Below are 17,649 nucleotides of genomic sequence, written 5' to 3'. Positions count from 1 at the left end.
ATTTGAGTAAGGTTGCGCTGAGTGCGGGGCTGCCTCCTCGGTAGCGCCCTAATCTCACCGGAATTGTGGCTCGTTCTTAGCGCAACTGCACATCTTGAGAGCAGGGGGCCTGATGAGAGACGTCGTAAGTCCTTCCATTCGTCGCATCCTTTGCGTTTTTCCCCGATATTCCCCTTCGTTTGGCACCTTTGAATACGCTTACCCCCTGACCGACGGCGTTCAGGCGTTCATGCCCCCTCAGGGGCTGCTGCTGATCGCCGCTTCCCTGCCCAAGGGCTGGGAGGTGCGCTTTCTCGACGAGAACATGAAAGTTGCGACGGACGAGGATTTCGACTGGGCCGACGCTGTTTTCGTCAGCGGAATGCATATCCAGCGTCCGCAAATCAACGACATCTGCCGCCGCGCCCATGAGCATGATCTTGCCGTGGCGCTCGGCGGCCCGTCCGTCAGTGCGTGTCCGGAGAATTACCCGGATTTCGACTATCTTCATGTGGGCGAACTTGGCGACGCTACCGAAGAACTGTTTCGGCGCTTGGCGCGCGATACGTCGCGGCCGGACAAGCAGGTCGTTCTCACGACGCAGGAACGCCGCGAGATGTCGGAATTTCCGATTCCGGCGTATGAGCTGATTCCGCTCGAGCGCTATTTTCTCGGTAGCATCCAGTTTTCCAGCGGGTGTCCCTATCAGTGTGAGTTCTGCGACATCCCCGGACTTTATGGGCGCAATCCGCGCCTGAAGACGCCTGAACAGGTTACCGCAGAGCTCGACAAGCTGCTCGAATGCGGTCTCACCGGCTCGGTATACTTCGTCGATGACAATTTCATCGGCAACCGCAAGGCGGCGCTGGACCTGCTTCCGCATCTTGTCGAATGGCAGAAGCGCAACGGCTTCGCGCTTCAGTTCGCGTGCGAGGCCACGCTAAACATCGCGAAGCGTCCCGAAATCCTGGCGCTGATGCGCGATGCCTACTTCGCCACGGTGTTCTGCGGCATCGAAACGCCGGATCCTGCTGCGCTGAAGGCGATGTCGAAGCAGCACAACATGGTGGTGCCGATCCTTGAGGGTGTGCAGACGCTTAACAGCTATGGCCTGGAAGTGGTGTCCGGCATTATCCTCGGGCTGGATACCGACTCGCTCGAGGCGGGCGAGGGCATTCTCGAATTCGTCGACCAGTCGGAGATTCCGTTGCTGACGATCAATCTGTTGCAGGCGTTGCCGAAGACGCCGCTGTGGGATCGTCTCAAGCGCGAAGGTCGCCTGATTGAGGACAGCGACCGCGATTCCAACGTCGATTTCCTGCTTCCCTACGATCACGTCGTCTCCACATGGCGCGAGTGCATGGGCCGGGCCTATACCCCCGAAAAGCTGTTCGCGCGTTTCGAGTATCAGGTGATCCATACCTATCCGAACCGGATCAAGTTGCCCAATAGCAAGGAACGGTTGTCGTTCCGCAATATCAAGCGCGGCTTGACCATGTTGGCCAACATCGTCTGGCAGGTCGGCGTCAAGAGCGATTACCGGCGCGAGTTCTGGAAATTCTCGCTGCCGCTTCTCAAACGCGGCGACATCGAGCGTGTCATCACTGTTGGTCTGGTCGCCCACCATCTGATATTGTTCGCGCGGGACGCATCGGGCGGGCAGCAGAATGCATCGTATTATTCGACGAGATTGCGGGACATGCCTGTCGCCGCTGAATGACGCGACACGATGATGGTCGCGCCGAACGCGTTATCGCCTGAATTCCTATGAAGCAGCCGCTGATTTACGACGTCGTCGTCCTCGGCGGAGGAGCGGCGGGTTTGATGTGCGCCAGTGTTGCCGGCGGGCGTGGCCAGCGCGTGGCTGTGATCGAGCAGGCGAAGCGTCCAGCCGAGAAGATCCGTATTTCCGGCGGTGGGCGCTGCAACTTCACCAACCTGCACGCCACGCCTGCAAATTTCCTGTCCCGCAATCCGCACTTCTGCAAGTCGGCGCTGAGCGGATATACGCAGCACGATTTCATCGCGTTGGTCGAGAAACATCGCATTGCCTATCATGAGAAGACACGCGGGCAGCTGTTCTGCAACGACTCGTCGCAGCAGATCATCGACATGCTGCTCGATGAGTGCGGAGCCGCCGGCGTAACGCTGTACTCGGGCACGAAGATTTCGTCGGTGGCGAATGGCGAGGGCGGTTTCGTCGTCATCACCGATCGTGGAGAGATGCGCGGGCGCTCGCTGGTCATCGCCACCGGCGGCCCTTCCATTCCCAAGATGGGATCGAGCGGATTCGGCTACAAGATCGCCGAACAATTCGGTCTCAAGATCGTGCCACCGCGCGCGGGGTTGGTGCCGCTGACATTCGATGAAGCGCTGCTGGCGCGATCAAAAGACCTCGCCGGAGTTTCCGTCGAGGCGGTGGTGAGATGCGACGGGACCCAGTTCGACGAGGCGATGCTGTTTACCCATCGCGGGCTGAGCGGACCGGCGATCCTGCAAATTTCGTCCTATTGGCGCGACGGCGACGACATTCAGATCGACATGGCGCCGGGCATCGATGCATTCGCGGCGCTGAAGGACATGCGTCGCGATCATCCGCGCCAGGAATTGGCGACCGGGCTTGCGCGGCTGCTGCCGGGGCGACTTGCGCAGATGATCGCAGAGGCGGGCGGCGGAGGTTCGCGTATGGCGGATATATCCGATCGGCAATTGCAGGTGGTCGCGACGCTCGTGAACAAGTGGCAGGTGACCCCGCGCGGGACTGAAGGTTACCGGACGGCGGAAGTCACGCTCGGCGGCGTCGATACAGGCGAACTGTCGTCGAAAACATTTGAAACCAAATCCGTTCCAGGATTGTTCTTCGTCGGCGAGGTGATCGATGTCACGGGTCACCTCGGCGGCTTCAATTTTCAGTGGGCGTGGTCGTCGGGTTTTGCAGCCGGCCAAAACGTCTGACCGGTTCCCTGAATCGGCCTGAATGCGCCGGACCCGCCCCATCGGGTATCCGGCAGTCTCGAAACATCACCATAAAACACTGAAATAACAGAGATATTTCCATCTAACAGAGGATTGTGCTAGGAGGCGCGAACCTGCTAATCGACTGCGGCGGAGGCCTGTGCCATCGCCGTTCAACCCTGCTCGTGAGCCTGAATTGTCTGCTCAAATCTCATTGGTCATTGCTGTGCTCGCTCTCGCGATCTGGGTCTATCTGATCGCGGCCCGGGGTGATTTCTGGCGAACGCAGAAATTCGATGACCTCGCGCCAGCACCCGGCTTTATGAATTGGCCATCGATTGCTGTCGTCGTGCCGGCGCGGGACGAGGCTGCGGGCGTCGGTGCCTGCGTGACGTCGGTTTTGAGCCAGCCTTATCCCGGTGAGTTGTCGATGATCCTGGTTGACGACCAAAGCCAGGATGCCACCTCGCAGATTGCGAGCGATGCCGCCGCCGCGATTGGTGCTTCGGATCGTCTCACGGTGTTGCAGGGGCGTCCGCTCCCATCCGGCTGGACCGGCAAGCTGTGGGCGCTGAAGCAGGGCCTCACGAAGGTCGAGGGCCGTTCATCGCCGCCAGATTACGTCCTGCTGACAGACGCGGACATCGTTTACTCCGGTGATGTGCTGATGCGGCTCGTCGCGCGTGCACAGAATGACAAGTTCGCGATGACGTCCGTGATGGCGAAGCTTCGTTGTGAGAGCTTTGCGGAAAAATACCTGATCCCCGCGTTCATCTTCTTCTTCGGAATGCTTTACCCGTTCGGCTGGGTTCGCGACCCCTCGCGCTCGACCGCTGCTGCGGCTGGCGGCTGCATTCTTGCCCGCTGGGATGCGCTGAAAAATGCCGGCGGCATTGATGCGATCCGCGGATCGCTGATCGACGACTGCGCCCTCGGCGCGCGGCTGAAGACGCAGGGGGCGGTGTGGCTCGGTTTTTCGCAGGACGTGAAAAGCGTTCGTGCATCGGATACCATCGCCAATGTCGGGCATATGATTTCGCGGTCGGCCTACGCGCAACTGCGATACTCGGTGGCAATCCTGATCGGAACCATTCTTGGCATGTGCCTCGTATATCTGGCGCCCGTGCTGATCGCACTGTTCGGCCACGGTTTTGCTGCGGTATTTGCTGTGGCGGCATGGGCGCTGATGGCGCTCGCGTTCCAGCCCACCCTGCGATATTATGGGCAGTCCGCGCTTTGGGGGCTCGCGCTCCCCGCAATCGCAATCGCTTACATGGTGTTCACGGTCAATTCCGCAGTCCAGCACTTTCAGGGACGTGGCGGAATGTGGAAAGGCCGCGCCCAGGCACAGGTATCCAGTTCGTAATGACAACAGCAGGCGAATTGCGTTCAGGCAAAGGCCATAAGGACGAGAACTTTCCGGTCGCGTCGTGGATCATTCATCCGCGCCATCGCGCGCTGATTCTTGCGTTCTACAACTTCGTGCGCACCGGTGACGACGTTGCCGATCATGCGTCGCTTGCGCCTCAGGACAAGCTCGACAAGCTTGATTTGCTGGAGGCTGAATTGCTCGGCAAGGGCGACAGCCAGCCTGAAGCCGTGGCGTTGCGGGCTGCATTTGCCGAGCGCGCAATGTCGCCGAAGCATGCGCAGGATTTGCTGAACGCCTTTCGTCTCGATGTCACCAAGCTGCGTTACGAGAACTGGGACGAACTGATCCATTACTGCTCGCTCTCGGCGATGCCGGTTGGCCGCTTCATGCTGGATGTCCACGGCGAGGACCGTTCGACCTGGGCGGCGTCCGATGCGATCTGCGCGGCTTTGCAGATCAACAACCACCTGCAGGATTGCGGGAAGGACTATCTCGACCTCGACCGCGTCTATATCCCGCGCGACGCGCTTGCCGCCGCCGGTGCGACAGTGGAGATGCTCGGCGAGGGGCACGCGCCGCCGGCCTTGCTGAAATGCCTGCAAGATCTGGCGCGCCGGACTGAAGCGCTTCTGAACAAGGGGCGTTCGCTTCCCGCTCAGGTGAAGGATACGCGCCTCGGGCTGGAGATTGCCGTGATCGATGCCTTCGCCGACAGGATCGTCAATCTGCTGAAGGTCCGCGATCCGTTGAGCGAGCGCGTTCACCTCTCCAAGCAGCAGATGCTGGGCGTTGCGCTGTCCGCCATGGCGCGCGCCCTGTACCAGCGTGCGACCGGGCAGACGCCGGTCGTTCGTCATGTTTCCGGCGCGTGATGCATCATGACCGCTGCTGACGCCACATCGCAAGTTACGCCCGAAGGTTCCGCCTCCGGCAGTTCGTTCTATGCAGCGATGCGTATTCTGCCGCGCGAGCAGCGCGAGGCGATGTTCCAGATCTACAGCTTCTGCCGTCAGGTCGATGACATCGCCGATTCCGACGGGCCACGCCCCGATCGGCTGAAAGCGCTGGATCAGTGGCGGCGCGATATCGATGCGCTTTATGCCGGACATCCGCCGCAGCATCTGCACGACTATGTGTCGTCGGTGAAGCGGTTTGGTCTGCGCCGCGATGATTTTATCGCCATTATCGACGGCATGGAGATGGACGTGCCCGCCGACATCCGTGCGCCGGATGCGCGGACGCTTGACCTTTACTGCGACCGGGTTGCGAGTGCGGTCGGACGACTGTCGGTGCGGGTGTTCGGTCTTGGAGAAGACGACGGAATCCTGCTGGCGCACCACCTCGGCCGTGCCCTTCAACTGACCAATATTCTGCGCGACATTGATGAGGACGCCGGTCTCGGTCGGCTTTACCTGCCGCGCGAAGACCTCAACGCCGCCGGTGTCATGTCGAACGATCCGTTGGTGGTCGCATCCGATCCGCGGCTGCCGCGCGTGTGCGAGGGTATTTTAAAGCAGGCGCGGGATCACTTCGCCAAGTCGAACGACATCATGGCGCGCAATTCACGCCGCGTGGTTCGCGCGCCGAAAATCATGTCGGAATATTACCACGCGATTCTCGAAAAGCTGGTTGAGCGTGGTTTCGCGTTGCCGCGCAAGCCGGTCAAGCTCAGCAAGGCAGCAAAGATTTTCATTCTCATTCGGTACGCATTTATCTGATGGCAAAAGCTCATATCATTGGCGCCGGGGTCTCCGGCCTGGCCGCGGCCGTTCGGCTCGCGAATGAAGGATTTCAGGTTCACGTCCATGAAGCGACGCAGCAGGCCGGTGGCCGTTGCCGCTCGTACTACGACGCCGCGACCGATCTCGTCATCGACAACGGCAATCATCTCTTGCTGTCGGGCAATCTCCATGCGCGGTCTTATGCGCTGGCGATCGGGAGCGAGGCCGGTCTTGTGGGACCGGAGCGCGCGCAGTTCAGTTTTGTTGATCTGAAAACCGACAAGCGCTGGATGCTTGATCTTGGCAATGGCCGCTTGCCGACATGGGTATTCGACAAGTCGCGCCGTGTCCCGGACACGAGCGTGAGCGACTACCTCGCATTGGCGCCGGTGATTTGGGCGGGGGCCGATGCGCTGGTCGGCAAAACCGTGAAGTGCGATGGCAAGCTGTATGAACGTCTGGTGCAGCCGCTGCTGCTTGCGGCGCTGAACGTCGATCCACCGGAAGGCTCCGCGGGACTCGCAGGCGCTATTGTGCGCGAGACGCTGCTTGCGGGCGGAAAGTCGTGTCGTCCGCTGATTGCGCGCGAGGGGCTCAGCGCCGTTCTGGTCGATCCAGCGCTCAAACTGCTGCGCGAGAAGGGCGCCTCGCTCAACTTCGGCCATGAATTGCGTCAGGTGCTGATGGCAGGCGAGACCATCTCGGCGCTGGAGTTCGGCGACGACACGGTCACCGTTGGACCGAGCGATGTTGTCGTGCTCGCAGTGCCGCCGCGTGCTGCGTCATCCATTCTGCTCGGGTTGAAGGCGCCGACAAAATTCCGCGCGATCGTCAATGCGCATTTCCGCTACGACCCGCCGGACAACATGCCGCCGATGATGGGCGTGGTCGGTGGATTGATCGAATGGCTGTTTGCGTTCCCGCAGCGGCTGTCGATCACCATTAGCAATGCCGATCGGCTGGTGAATGTGCCGCGTGAACAATTGGCGCGCGATATCTGGCGCGACATCTGCAAGGCCGCAGGCCTCGGCGATGAGGTGGCGAACGGGCCGCTGCCGCCGTGGCAGATCGTGCGTGAACGCCGCGCCACATTTGAGGCAACTCCGGAACAAAATGCCATGCGTCCAGGGACTGCCACCGATTGGAAAAACCTGTTCCTCGCGGGCGACTGGACTGATACGGGACTGCCAGCGACCATTGAGGGGGCTATCCGCTCAGGTGATCAGGCTGCCGATATGGCCCTGAAAATGCAATAAATTCAGCATTTTACGGAGTTCCATGACTCTTCTTGAAGACCATAAGGCCGCTGCTGCGCCCACCGCGCCGGCCCTTGAAAGCAGTATCGCGGCTGCCAGCAGCGCGATTCTGGATACGCGCAAGCCTGACGGACACTGGGTGTTCGAACTGGAGGCCGACGCGACGATTCCGGCTGAGTACGTTTTGCTGCGGCACTATTTGGCCGAGCCTGTCGATGCCGTGCTGGAAGCCAAGATCGGCAATTACCTGCGCCGCATCCAGAACGAGAACGGCGGCTGGTCGCTGTTCTATGGCCACGAGTTCGACATGAGCGCTAGCGTGAAGGCTTACTTCGCGCTCAAGATGATCGGCGATTCCGTGGACGCGCCACATATGAAAAAAGCGCGCGAGGAGATGCTCCGCCGCGGTGGCGCGATCAAGAGCAACGTCTTCACCCGTATCATGCTGGCACTGTTCGGCGTCGTCACCTGGCGTGCGGCACCGATGATGCCGGTGGAGATCATGCTGCTGCCGCGCTGGTTTCCAATCCATCTGACCAAGATTTCGTATTGGGCGCGGACCGTGATCGTGCCACTGCTGGTGCTGATGAACAAGAAGCCGCGCGCGCGCAACCCGCTCGGTGTCGGCATCGATGAACTTTTCCTGGAAGACCCGAAGTCCATCGGCATGACGGCGAAAGCACCGCATCAGAGTCATCTCTGGTTCACGGGCTTCAGCATCCTCGATGCCGTGCTGCGCGTGGTTGACCCATTCTTTCCGAAGAAGAGCCGCCAGCGCGCGATCGACAAGGCGGTGGCTTTCGTCACCGAACGCTTGAACGGCGTTGACGGTCTCGGTGCAATCTTCCCGGCGATGGCCAACACCGTGATGATGCACGACCTTCTTGGTTATCCGAAGGATCATCCTCACTACGTGCTGGCGCGGCAGTCGATCGAAAACCTGCTCGTGATCAAGGACGATGAGGCCTACTGCCAGCCGTGCGTGTCGCCGATCTGGGACACGGCGCTGGCCGCACACGCCATGATCGAAGTCGGCGGCGAAAAGGCTGAAGCGTTGGCCAAGGCCGCGCTGGACTGGCTGAAGCCGAAGCAGGTGCTCGACGTTGAGGGCGACTGGATCGAGAAGCGGCCGGGCGTGCGTCCCGGCGGTTGGGCGTTCCAATACAACAATGCGCATTATCCGGATCTCGATGACACCGCTGTCGTCGTCATGGCGATGGACCGCGCACGCGGCACGCTGCAAGCCGGCACCAAATACGATGAGGCGATCGCGCGCGGCCGCGAATGGCTGCTGGGCCTGCAAAGCAAGGATGGCGGCTGGGCCGCGTTCGATGCCGACAATCTCGAATACTATCTGAACAACATTCCGTTCTCGGATCATGGCGCGCTGCTTGATCCGCCGACCGAGGACGTCACCGCGCGTTGTGTCTCGATGCTGGCGCAGCTTGGCGAAACGGCCAAGACCAGTGAGGCGCTGGCCCGCGGCATCGAGTATCTTCGCCGCACGCAGTTGCCTGACGGCTCGTGGTTCGGGCGCTGGGGCGTCAACTACATCTACGGAACGTGGTCTGTGCTCTGCGCGCTGAACGCTGCCGGCGTCGATCACAGCGATTCGGTGATGGCGAAGGGCGCCGACTGGCTGATCTCGATTCAGAACAGCGACGGGGGTTGGGGCGAGGACGGCAACAGCTACCGGCTCGATTACAAGGGTTATGTGAAGTCGGAAACCAGTGCCTCGCAGACGGCCTGGGCGACGCTGGCTCTGATGGCTGCGGGGAAGGTGGATCATCCCGCGACTCAGCGTGGCATTGCCTATTTGATTCAAAATCAGACCAAGGATGGTCTCTGGACCGAGCCGCAGTACACCGGGGGCGGGTTCCCACGTGTGTTCTATTTGCGATACCACGGGTATTCTAAGTTCTTCCCGCTGTGGGCGCTGGCGCGGTATCGGAATCTGCGTAATACTAACAGCCGCTTCGTGGGGATCGGAATGTGATTATAGGCGCGGGCGGGGACGCCGCACACGACGGGCTGCCAGTCCTGATTGTTACTGGCTTGAAACAGGAGGCCCGCATCGCTGCCGGGCCTGGTCTCACCGTCATCTGCAGTTCCAGCAATCCAGTTCAACTCCGCGAGATGATGACGTCGTTTGATCCGGCGAGCATTCGCGGCATCGTGAGTTTTGGCGTCGCAGGCGGGCTCAATCCTGAACTGAAATCCGGTGACGTCATCATTGCCTCTGAGATCATCGCCGGCAAGCAGCGTTGGTCTACCGCCGCGGCGCTGACTGAAAATCTCGTCGCGCTGCCGGCGAAGCGCCGACGCACATCAGTGGTCCCTGGAATTCTCGCCGGTGTCGAGGAAGTGGTGACCGGTCAGATCGCCAAGGCCGCGCTGCGCGCCACCAGCGGCGCCGATGCCGTCGACATGGAAAGCCACATCGCCGCGCGCTACGCGGAGGCCAACGGCCTGCCGTTCGCGGCGGTGCGCGTCATCAGCGATCCGGCGCATCGCGCACTGCCTGAATTGACGATGAGTGCGATCAAGCCGAACGGTAACGTCGATATGTGGAAGGTGATGCGCGGAATCGCGCGTAACCCGAAAACGATCCCGCACCTGATTTCGACGGGACGCGACTTTAGCCGCGCGCTGCGTTCGTTGCGCGGCTGCCGAGAAGCTCTGGGCTGACGCCACGTTCACGACCATCCCTAAAGAAAAAAGGCGCGAGCAATGCTCGCGCCTTTTTTAAGTGGATGTGGTTGGAAATCAGGCTGCGGTCGAAGCGCTCTGGGCCGACTTGGCGTCTGCTGTTGCGGCAGCGAGTTTCGCGGCCTTGGCTTCCGCCGCCTTTGCTTCATCGGCACGAATTTCCGACAGGCGCTTCTGCACTTCCGACGAAAAAACGTACTGCGCCGGACGTTGCTTCGACATGTCGATTTCAGGCGCCATGGGACCTTCGGTCTTGATGCCGAACAGCGAGACCTTCAGGGCCTTGAATGGATTGCTGACAGCAGCGTTGGCAGCCGTCGGCTCGTAGCCGCAGTGCGCCATGCAGTCGGCGCACTTCTCATACTTACCGGTGCCGTAGGTATCCCAGTCAGTGGTTTCCATCAGCTCCTTGAAGGTCTTGGTATAGCCTTCGCCGAGCAGATAACAGGGCTTCTGCCATCCGAAGATGTTGCGCGCAGGCATGCCCCACGGCTCGCACTCGAAGTTCTGGTTGCCGGCCAGGAAGTCGAGGAACAGGCCAGAGTGCATGAAATTCCACTTCTTGCCCTTGCCAAGCGCGAACACGTCGCGGAACAGCTTCTTGGTCTTGGTGCGGTTCAGGAAGTGCTCCTGATCCGGTGCACGCTCATAGGCATAGCCCGGCGACATCGAGACGCCGACGCCGAGCTCGGTGGTGAAGTCGAGGAACTTCGCGATGTCCTCGGCGGCATGGCCGTCGAAGATTGTCGCATTGACGTTCACGGTGAAGCCACGAGCCTTGGCAGCCTTGATCGCGGACACGGCCCGGTCGAACACGCCCTTCTGTGACACGGCCTTGTCGTGATGATCCTTCAGGCCGTCGAGATGCACCGAGAAGAACAGGTAAGGCGAGGGCTCGAACAGATCGAGCTTCTTCTCGAGCAGCAGTGCGTTGGTGCAGAGCGAGACGAACTTCTTGCGCTCGACCAGGCCGCGCACGATTTCGCCGATCTCCTTGTGGATCAGCGGTTCGCCGCCCGGGATCGCGACCATCGGCGCGCCGCATTCGTCGGCCGCGTCCCAGCATTCCTGCGCCGACATGCGGCGGTTCAGGATCGCATCGGGATAATCGATCTTGCCGCAGCCCACGCAGGCGAGGTTGCAGCGGAACAACGGCTCCAGCATCAGCACCAGAGGATAGCGCTTGCGGCCAAGCAGCTTCTGCTTGACGAGATAGGAGCCGATCTTGATCTCTTTGAAAAAAGGTATCGCCATGAATGTTTATCTTTCTTGCATCACGGGAGAGGGGCGCGGCTGGCGTTGGGTCAGCTCGGCCGGCAGTCGGAATTCGATATTCTCCTCCCGGCCCGGCAGTACGGACACTGTCACCGGTCCGATTCTCCGCAGGGCGTCAATCACATCGTCCACCAGCACCTCCGGCGCCGAGGCGCCCGCGGTGATGCCGACGGTCTTCGCGTCTTTCAACCATTCAGGATTGAGCTGGCTGCCATCGGCGATGAGATAACTCGGGACGCCAACTTCGGTCCCGATTTCGCGGAGGCGGTTGGAGTTGGAACTGTTGGTTGCGCCGACCACCAGAATGACGTCGACGAGCTTGCTGAGGTCTCGCACCGAAGACTGGCGGTTTTGTGTCGCGTAGCAGATGTCGCGGGTATCCGGGCCTTCGAGGTCACTGAAGCGGTCCTCGAGGGCCGCGATGATATCGCGGGTGTCGTCGACGCTGAGCGTGGTCTGGGTGATATAGGCCATCGGTTCGTCGTTCGGCAGATCGAGTTCCGCAACGTCCTCGACGCTCTGAACGAGGATCACGGGGCCGGGAACCTGGCCCATGGTGCCCACGACTTCCGGGTGACCTTCATGGCCGATCAGGACCAGCTTGCGTCCCTTGGAGACGTAGCGCTTGCCTTGATTGTGAACTTTCGTGACCAGAGGGCAGGTGGCGTTGAGAACCGGAAGACCGCGCGATGCGGCTTCTTCCTCGACGCTCTTGGCGACGCCATGGGCGCTGAACACCGTGATCGCGTTGGCCGGGACCTCGTGCAGATCTTCGACGAACACCGCGCCCTTGGCCTTGAGGCTTTCGACCACGTATTTGTTGTGCACTATCTCGTGGCGGACATAGACCGGCGGGCCGTACTTCTCGAGCGCGCGTTCGACGATCTCGATCGCGCGCACAACGCCGGCACAAAACCCGCGTGGCTGAGCCAGCAAGATCTTAATCTCGGCTTTTTGGGGCACGTGATTAAGCAAGCTGCACCGCGCTGATCTCGCCTTCGCGGCCAAGCGCCTCGAAGACGCGCGTCACGATGCCCTTGGCGTCGAGACCGGCCTTTGCGTACATCGCAGCAGGGCTGTCCTGATCGATAAACGTATCGGGAAGAACCATCGAGCGAACCCTCAGTCCTTTGTCCAGTGCGCCGTTCTCTGCGAGCGTATGCAGGACCTGCGCTCCAAAGCCGCCGATCGAGCCTTCCTCGATGGTGACGAGCACGTCGTGGTCCCGCGCCAGGCGCAGGATCATGTCCGTGTCGATCGGTTTGGCAAATCTGGCATCGGCGACGGTCGCCGTTAAGCCATGGGTTTTTAGAATGTCTGCAGCTTTCAGGCATTCCTGGAGGCGGGTTCCGAGCGATACCAGCGCCACCGAGGTGCCTTCGCGGACGATGCGGCCCTTGCCGATCTCCAGCGGAACGCCGACCGACGGCAGATCAACACCGACACCATCGCCACGCGGGAAGCGGATGGCGGAGGGGCGGTCGTCGATCGCGGCAGCGGTGGCGACCATGTGCACCAGCTCGGCCTCATCGGCTGCTGCCATCAGCACCATGCCCGGCAGGCAGCCGAGATAGGCCAGGTCGAACGAGCCCGCATGAGTCGGTCCATCAGCGCCCACTAGACCGGCACGGTCGATGATGAAGCGGACAGGAAGACCCTGAATGGCGACGTCGTGCACCACCTGGTCGTAGGCACGCTGCAGGAAGGTCGAGTAGATGGCGACGAACGGCTTCATGCCTTCGGACGCAAGGCCGGCGGCGAACGTGACGCCGTGCTGCTCTGCGATACCGACGTCGAATGTGCGGTCGGGGAAGGCCTTGCTGAAGATATCGACGCCGGTGCCGGATGGCATCGCAGCGGTAATGGCGACGATCTTGTCGTCCTTCTCGGCTTCCTTGACGAGGCTGGTGCCAAACACCTTGGTGTAGGCGGGGGCGTTGGCCTGCGCCTTCGCCTGCTTGCCGGTCGCCACGTCAAATTTGACGACGCCATGATATTTATCGGAGGCGGTCTCGGCGTGGGAGTAACCCTTGCCCTTTTCGGTCACGACGTGGATCAGCGTTGGGCCGACCTTCGAATCCCGAACGTTCTTCAGCACCGGCAGAAGATGATCGAGGTTATGGCCGTCGATCGGGCCGACATAGTAGAAGCCGAGTTCCTCGAACAGCGTGCCACCCGACAGCATGCCGCGGGCGTATTCCTCGGCGCGCTGCGCGCCCTTCTCGACGAACTTCGGAAGGCGCTTGGCAACCTGCTTGCCGATCTCGCGCAGCGAACGATAGGTGTTGCTGGACGTCAGGCGCGACAGATAGGACGACATCGCACCCACCGGCGGTGCAATCGACATCTCGTTGTCGTTCAGAATCACAATCAGGCGCGAATCCATGGCGCCGGCGTTGTTCATCGCCTCATAGGCCATGCCGGCGGACATCGCGCCGTCACCGATCACTGCGACGATATTTCGCTCCTCGCCGGCAAGATCGCGGGCGACGGCCATGCCGAGGCCTGCTGAAATGGAGGTCGACGAGTGAGCGGCGCCGAAACAGTCGTACTCGCTCTCTGCGCGCTTGGTGAAGCCGGACAGGCCGCCACCCTGACGCAGGGTGCGAATCCGGTCGCGCCGCTCGGTCAGGATCTTGTGCGGGTACGCCTGATGGCCGACGTCCCATATGACGCGGTCGGATGGCGTATTAAAAACATGATGTATTGCAACCGTCAGTTCAACGACACCGAGACCGGAGCCCAGATGACCGCCTGTAACCGCAACCGCGCTAATTGTCTCCGCGCGGAGTTCCGCTGCAACTTGAGGCAGTTCGCTTTCCTTCAACTTGCGAAGATCGGCGGGCGACTTGATTGCGTCGAGCAATGGGGTCGATGAGGTCATACCAAGGCTTCCAATGCGACTGTGGAACAAGACGGGAACATTTTGCAGTGTAGCATTATTGCAGCTATTCAGCAGTAGTTCTGAGGAACCGCTGGCTAAATGCCACTATTGTGTGACTTAAGGGCATCGTTTGAGGCATCAGTAAGTTAACCCGCTGCCTCCCCGGCAGTTGCCTTTACCCCAAGCTGGTCGCCAGAAATAGAAAGAAAACCTGTGCTGACAAGGACTATTGTATCGCTTGTTCGTTTTTGCACGCGCCATGCATGGCTGGTCCTCCTGGCCGGCGTAGCTTTGGCAGCGGTGGCAGGCGTCTATTCCCACCGGAACTTTGCCATCAATACCGACGTCGCGACGCTGATTTCTCCTAATCTGGACTGGCGAAAGCGCGAAATTGACTTCGAGAAGGCGTTTCCGGGCCGAAATGACAGCATTTTGGCCGTTGTGGAGGCTCCGACGCCGGAACTCTCCCGGCAAGCCGCCGCCGCTCTTGAGAAGAAGTTGCTCCCACAGACCGACAGGTTCATTTGGATCAGGCGTCCGGGCGGCGGGCCGTTCTTCGATAATAACGGACTTTTGTTCTTGCCGACCCCCGAGGTGGCCAAGCAGGTCGGTCAATTGGCTTCGGCAGCCCCAATTTTCGATATTCTGGTGGACGATCCCAGCCTGCGCGGCCTGACAGGCGTGCTGGAATTCGGCCTGGCTGGGTCCCAGCGGGGCCAGTATTCGCGAGATTCCATGGCGGGGCCGCTGAACCTGGTCGCCGCGACGGTTGAGAAGGTGGCTGCAAATCAGCCTGCGGCCTTCTCCTGGAAGGAACTGTCCAGCAACGAGGCCCTGACGGAGGCTGACAAGCGCACGCTCCTGATGATGCGGCCGGTCCTCGACTTCAAGGCGCTGGAACCGGGCGGTGCCGCTACCGAAGCAATCCGCAAGGCGGCGCAGGATGCGAATCTCGCCGGCGAATACAACGCCAGGGTCCGCCTTACCGGACCCGTCCCGATCGCGAATGACGAATTCGCGACGGTGCAGGAGGGGGCACTCGTCACCCATACCGGCACGGTTCTGATCGTGCTGTTCATCCTGTGGCTAGCACTTAAGTCATCCAAGATTATCGGGGCGGTTTTCATCACGCTCGTGATCGGACTGTCGATCACCACCGCCGTCGGACTGATGCTGGTGGGGGCGTTCAATCTGATTTCGATTGCGTTCTTTGTGCTGTTCGTCGGTCTCGGAGTCGATTTCGGCATTCAATACAGCGTCCGGTATCGCGCTGAACGCCACGAAAAGGACGAGCTTAGTCCGGCACTTGAGAAAGCCGCCGAGTATTCCGCGATTCCGCTCACACTTGCGGCGGTGGCCACGGCTGCGGGTTTCCTCTCGTTTTTGCCGACCGACTACAAGGGCGTGTCCGAACTCGGGAAGATCGCCGGTGCGGGCATGCTTATCGCATTCGTCGCCGCGATCACGGTGTTGCCGGCGTTGCTCAAGATTTTCAATCCTCCGGGCGAAGCCGAACCGTTGGGCTTCAAGTTCCTGGCTCCGGTCGATAGTTTCCTGGAGCGGCATCGCGTCGGCGTTGTTGCAGCGACGCTTGGCGTGGCCGTTCTCGGCCTGCCATTGCTGTATTTCCTGCAGTTCGACTTCAATCCGATGAACCTGCGCAGCGCGAAGGTTGAATCGGTTGCGACCTATCTCGATCTGCGCCGCGATCCCAACACCGGCACCAATGCCGTCGAAGTCCTGGCCCCGTCTGTGGCGGCGGCCAAGGAAATTCAGGCTCGCCTCGCGAAAATTCCAGAGGTGTCGCGAACGGTCTCGCTCGACAGTTTCATTCCCGACGATCAGCCCGCAAAGCTCGCGATTATCCGCAAGGCGGCGGCGTCGCTCAATCCGATCCTGAATGAGACATCGCGCGGCACTGCGCCGTCAGACGAGGAAAATGTCGCCGCGCTGAAGGGCTCTGTGGACAGCCTGCGCAAGACCGCCGGCGACGACAAGGGGCCGGGCGCTGTGGCAGCACGCCGCCTCGCGGACGCGCTCGCGAAACTCGCGCAGGCCGACAAGGCCACGCGCGATAAAGCCGAGGCGACGTTTATTTCTCCCTTGAACGTTGCGCTCGATCAGGTGCGCGGGCTGCTCAAGGCGCAGCCGGTTAGCGCGAAAACCTTGCCGCCTGACATTCTGGCCGACTGGACGTCTTCCGACGGACGAACCCGCGTCGAGGCGCAGCCGAAGGGTGATCCGAACGACAACGACACGCTTCGCAGTTTCGCGGCCGCGGTCCTGAAGGTCGAGCCGACCGCCATCGGCGGCCCGATTTCGATTCTGAAGTCGGGCGACACCATCGTGTCGGCCTTCATTCAGGCGGGTGGCTGGGCGCTGCTGTCGATTGCAATCCTGCTCTGGATCGTTCTGAAGCGGATTGGTGACGTGCTGCTCACGCTGGTGCCGCTTGTGCTGGCAGGTGTTGTGACGCTCGAGATCTGCGTCCTCATCGGGCTGCCGATGAACTTCGCCAACATCATCGCGTTGCCGCTGCTGCTTGGCATCGGCGTCGCGTTCAAGATCTACTATGTGACGGCGTGGCGGGCAGGGCAGACCGACCTGCTGCAATCGAGCCTGACGCGCGCGATCTTCTTCAGTGCGCTGACGACCGCGACGGCATTCGGCAGCCTTTGGCTATCGAGCCACCCAGGTACGTCGAGCATGGGCAAGTTGCTGGCGCTGTCGCTGGTCACGACGCTCGCAGCCGCGGTGCTGTTTCAGCCTGCGCTGATGGGACGCCCCCGCGACACTAACGAGGAGCGTTAGCGATCTCCGGGAGCATACAGACCTCGGAGGTCACAGCATCGGGCGATCCCGCCTTGGCTCCGGCCTTTGGCGGAGCAGCCGTCTTGGGGCTGCCGATGGGCGTCGGAAATGGCGCTGCGGTGCTCTTGGGCGCAGGTGCAGTGGTCTTCTGGCCGCCGGGCGCGGGAGCGCCCTCAACGACACGGGTCCAGGTCTGGCCGCCACAGAGGATCATGGCCACGCAGCCCTCGATGCGCAGTGAGTTGGCCGCTTTGACCTGAATCGAGGAATCGTAGGTTTTGCCGCTCGTCGCGTCATAAACCTTGCCTTCCCACTTGTCCTTCTCGTCCTCGACTTTCTTCATGTTCAGAAGGATGGGCATGCCAAGCAGGGGACGCGTCCGCTTGGCCTTGTCGGGATTGTTCTTGTCGAGACCACCAGGGATGGATTCGGATGCGACGACGCCCCAAAGCCGCGAATTGCAATCGACGATTCGGATTGTCGCCTTGCCGTCTTCATCGCGCCATTCACCGAGCGGTTCTGCCGCGGAGGCAGCACCAGCAGCGGCGAGCAGGAACATTCCACTAAGGGCTATTTTTCGCATGAATCCTCGCGTGCATTGCAACCAATTTAAACACAAAAGCCGTTCGTTGTTCCAGAGATTGACAAATCGACGCATACACTAATTTCAGTTGACTACACGCCCGG

At 60.9% G+C, this 17,649-nt stretch carries 13 protein-coding genes; 9 read left to right on the top strand and 4 right to left on the bottom strand.

Annotation, left to right across the window (positions count from 1 at the left end; all coding sequences use genetic code 11):
- Positions 1 to 112: 112 nt before the first annotated feature.
- The 8 genes from YH63_RS21400 to YH63_RS21365 all read left to right on the top strand — a co-directional run bounded on the left by YH63_RS21400 (position 113) and on the right by YH63_RS21365 (position 9,971).
- On the top strand, positions 113 to 1,699 hold the full coding sequence (locus YH63_RS21400) for a B12-binding domain-containing radical SAM protein (protein WP_046830276.1): 1,587 nt from the start codon (positions 113 to 115) through the stop codon (positions 1,697 to 1,699).
- Positions 1,700 to 1,746: 47 nt separating this feature from the next.
- Positions 1,747 to 2,934, top strand: coding sequence for an NAD(P)/FAD-dependent oxidoreductase (locus YH63_RS21395; RefSeq protein ID WP_046830275.1), 1,188 nt, complete (start codon positions 1,747 to 1,749; stop codon positions 2,932 to 2,934).
- Positions 2,935 to 3,130: 196 nt separating this feature from the next.
- The gene (locus tag YH63_RS21390) at positions 3,131 to 4,300 is read left to right on the top strand and encodes a glycosyltransferase (protein ID WP_046830274.1); all 1,170 of its coding nucleotides are present in this window, start codon (positions 3,131 to 3,133) and stop codon (positions 4,298 to 4,300) included.
- The gene (hpnC, locus tag YH63_RS21385; RefSeq protein ID WP_046830273.1) at positions 4,300 to 5,178 is read left to right on the top strand and encodes a squalene synthase HpnC; all 879 of its coding nucleotides are present in this window, start codon (positions 4,300 to 4,302) and stop codon (positions 5,176 to 5,178) included. Before YH63_RS21390 ends, hpnC begins: the two co-directional genes overlap by 1 nt.
- 6 nt (positions 5,179 to 5,184) lie before the next feature.
- Positions 5,185 to 6,024 (top strand): presqualene diphosphate synthase HpnD, encoded by an 840-nt coding sequence (gene hpnD, locus YH63_RS21380; RefSeq protein WP_046830272.1) that lies wholly within the window; start codon positions 5,185 to 5,187, stop codon positions 6,022 to 6,024.
- Positions 6,024 to 7,283: a hydroxysqualene dehydroxylase HpnE gene (gene hpnE / locus YH63_RS21375; RefSeq protein ID WP_046830271.1), complete on the top strand. Its 1,260-nt coding sequence runs from the start codon at positions 6,024 to 6,026 to the stop codon at positions 7,281 to 7,283. The genes hpnD and hpnE overlap by 1 nt, the downstream gene beginning before the upstream one ends.
- A 22-nt stretch (positions 7,284 to 7,305) precedes the next feature.
- On the top strand, positions 7,306 to 9,279 hold the full coding sequence (gene shc / locus YH63_RS21370; protein WP_046830270.1) for a squalene--hopene cyclase: 1,974 nt from the start codon (positions 7,306 to 7,308) through the stop codon (positions 9,277 to 9,279).
- The gene (locus YH63_RS21365) at positions 9,276 to 9,971 is read left to right on the top strand and encodes a phosphorylase (RefSeq protein ID WP_046830269.1); all 696 of its coding nucleotides are present in this window, start codon (positions 9,276 to 9,278) and stop codon (positions 9,969 to 9,971) included. The genes shc and YH63_RS21365 overlap by 4 nt, the downstream gene beginning before the upstream one ends.
- A 78-nt stretch (positions 9,972 to 10,049) precedes the next feature.
- Here the strand turns inward: YH63_RS21365 and hpnH are convergent, their stop codons facing one another.
- From hpnH to dxs, 3 genes are read right to left on the bottom strand one after another with little or no spacing between them, the layout of a single operon-like run.
- Entirely contained in the window at positions 10,050 to 11,246 is a 1,197-nt protein-coding gene (hpnH, locus tag YH63_RS21360) for an adenosyl-hopene transferase HpnH (protein ID WP_046830268.1), read from the bottom strand.
- A 6-nt stretch (positions 11,247 to 11,252) separates the two neighbouring features.
- Entirely contained in the window at positions 11,253 to 12,230 is a 978-nt protein-coding gene (gene ispH, locus YH63_RS21355; protein WP_137325331.1) for a 4-hydroxy-3-methylbut-2-enyl diphosphate reductase, read from the bottom strand.
- A gap of 4 nt (positions 12,231 to 12,234) precedes the next feature.
- Positions 12,235 to 14,151 (bottom strand): 1-deoxy-D-xylulose-5-phosphate synthase, encoded by a 1,917-nt coding sequence (gene dxs, locus YH63_RS21350; RefSeq protein ID WP_046830266.1) that lies wholly within the window; start codon positions 14,149 to 14,151, stop codon positions 12,235 to 12,237.
- Between the two features lie 213 nt (positions 14,152 to 14,364).
- Between dxs and YH63_RS21345 the strand changes: the two genes are divergently transcribed.
- Positions 14,365 to 16,962: an MMPL family transporter gene (locus YH63_RS21345; RefSeq protein ID WP_046830265.1), complete on the top strand. Its 2,598-nt coding sequence runs from the start codon at positions 14,365 to 14,367 to the stop codon at positions 16,960 to 16,962.
- On the opposite strand, the gene YH63_RS21340 is transcribed toward YH63_RS21345, so the two are convergent.
- The gene (locus tag YH63_RS21340; RefSeq protein WP_046830264.1) at positions 16,946 to 17,545 is read right to left on the bottom strand and encodes a DUF2147 domain-containing protein; all 600 of its coding nucleotides are present in this window, start codon (positions 17,543 to 17,545) and stop codon (positions 16,946 to 16,948) included. The two genes, YH63_RS21345 and YH63_RS21340, sit on opposite strands and share 17 nt — an antisense overlap.
- Positions 17,546 to 17,649: the final 104 nt, after the last annotated feature.

Origin of the sequence: Afipia massiliensis, from assembly GCF_001006325.2 — a bacterium.
GTDB classification, from domain to species: Bacteria; Pseudomonadota; Alphaproteobacteria; order Rhizobiales; family Xanthobacteraceae; genus Afipia; species Afipia massiliensis_A.
The sequence above is the reverse complement of the archived record's forward strand: the minus strand, read 5'-3'. Positions and strand labels throughout refer to the sequence as shown.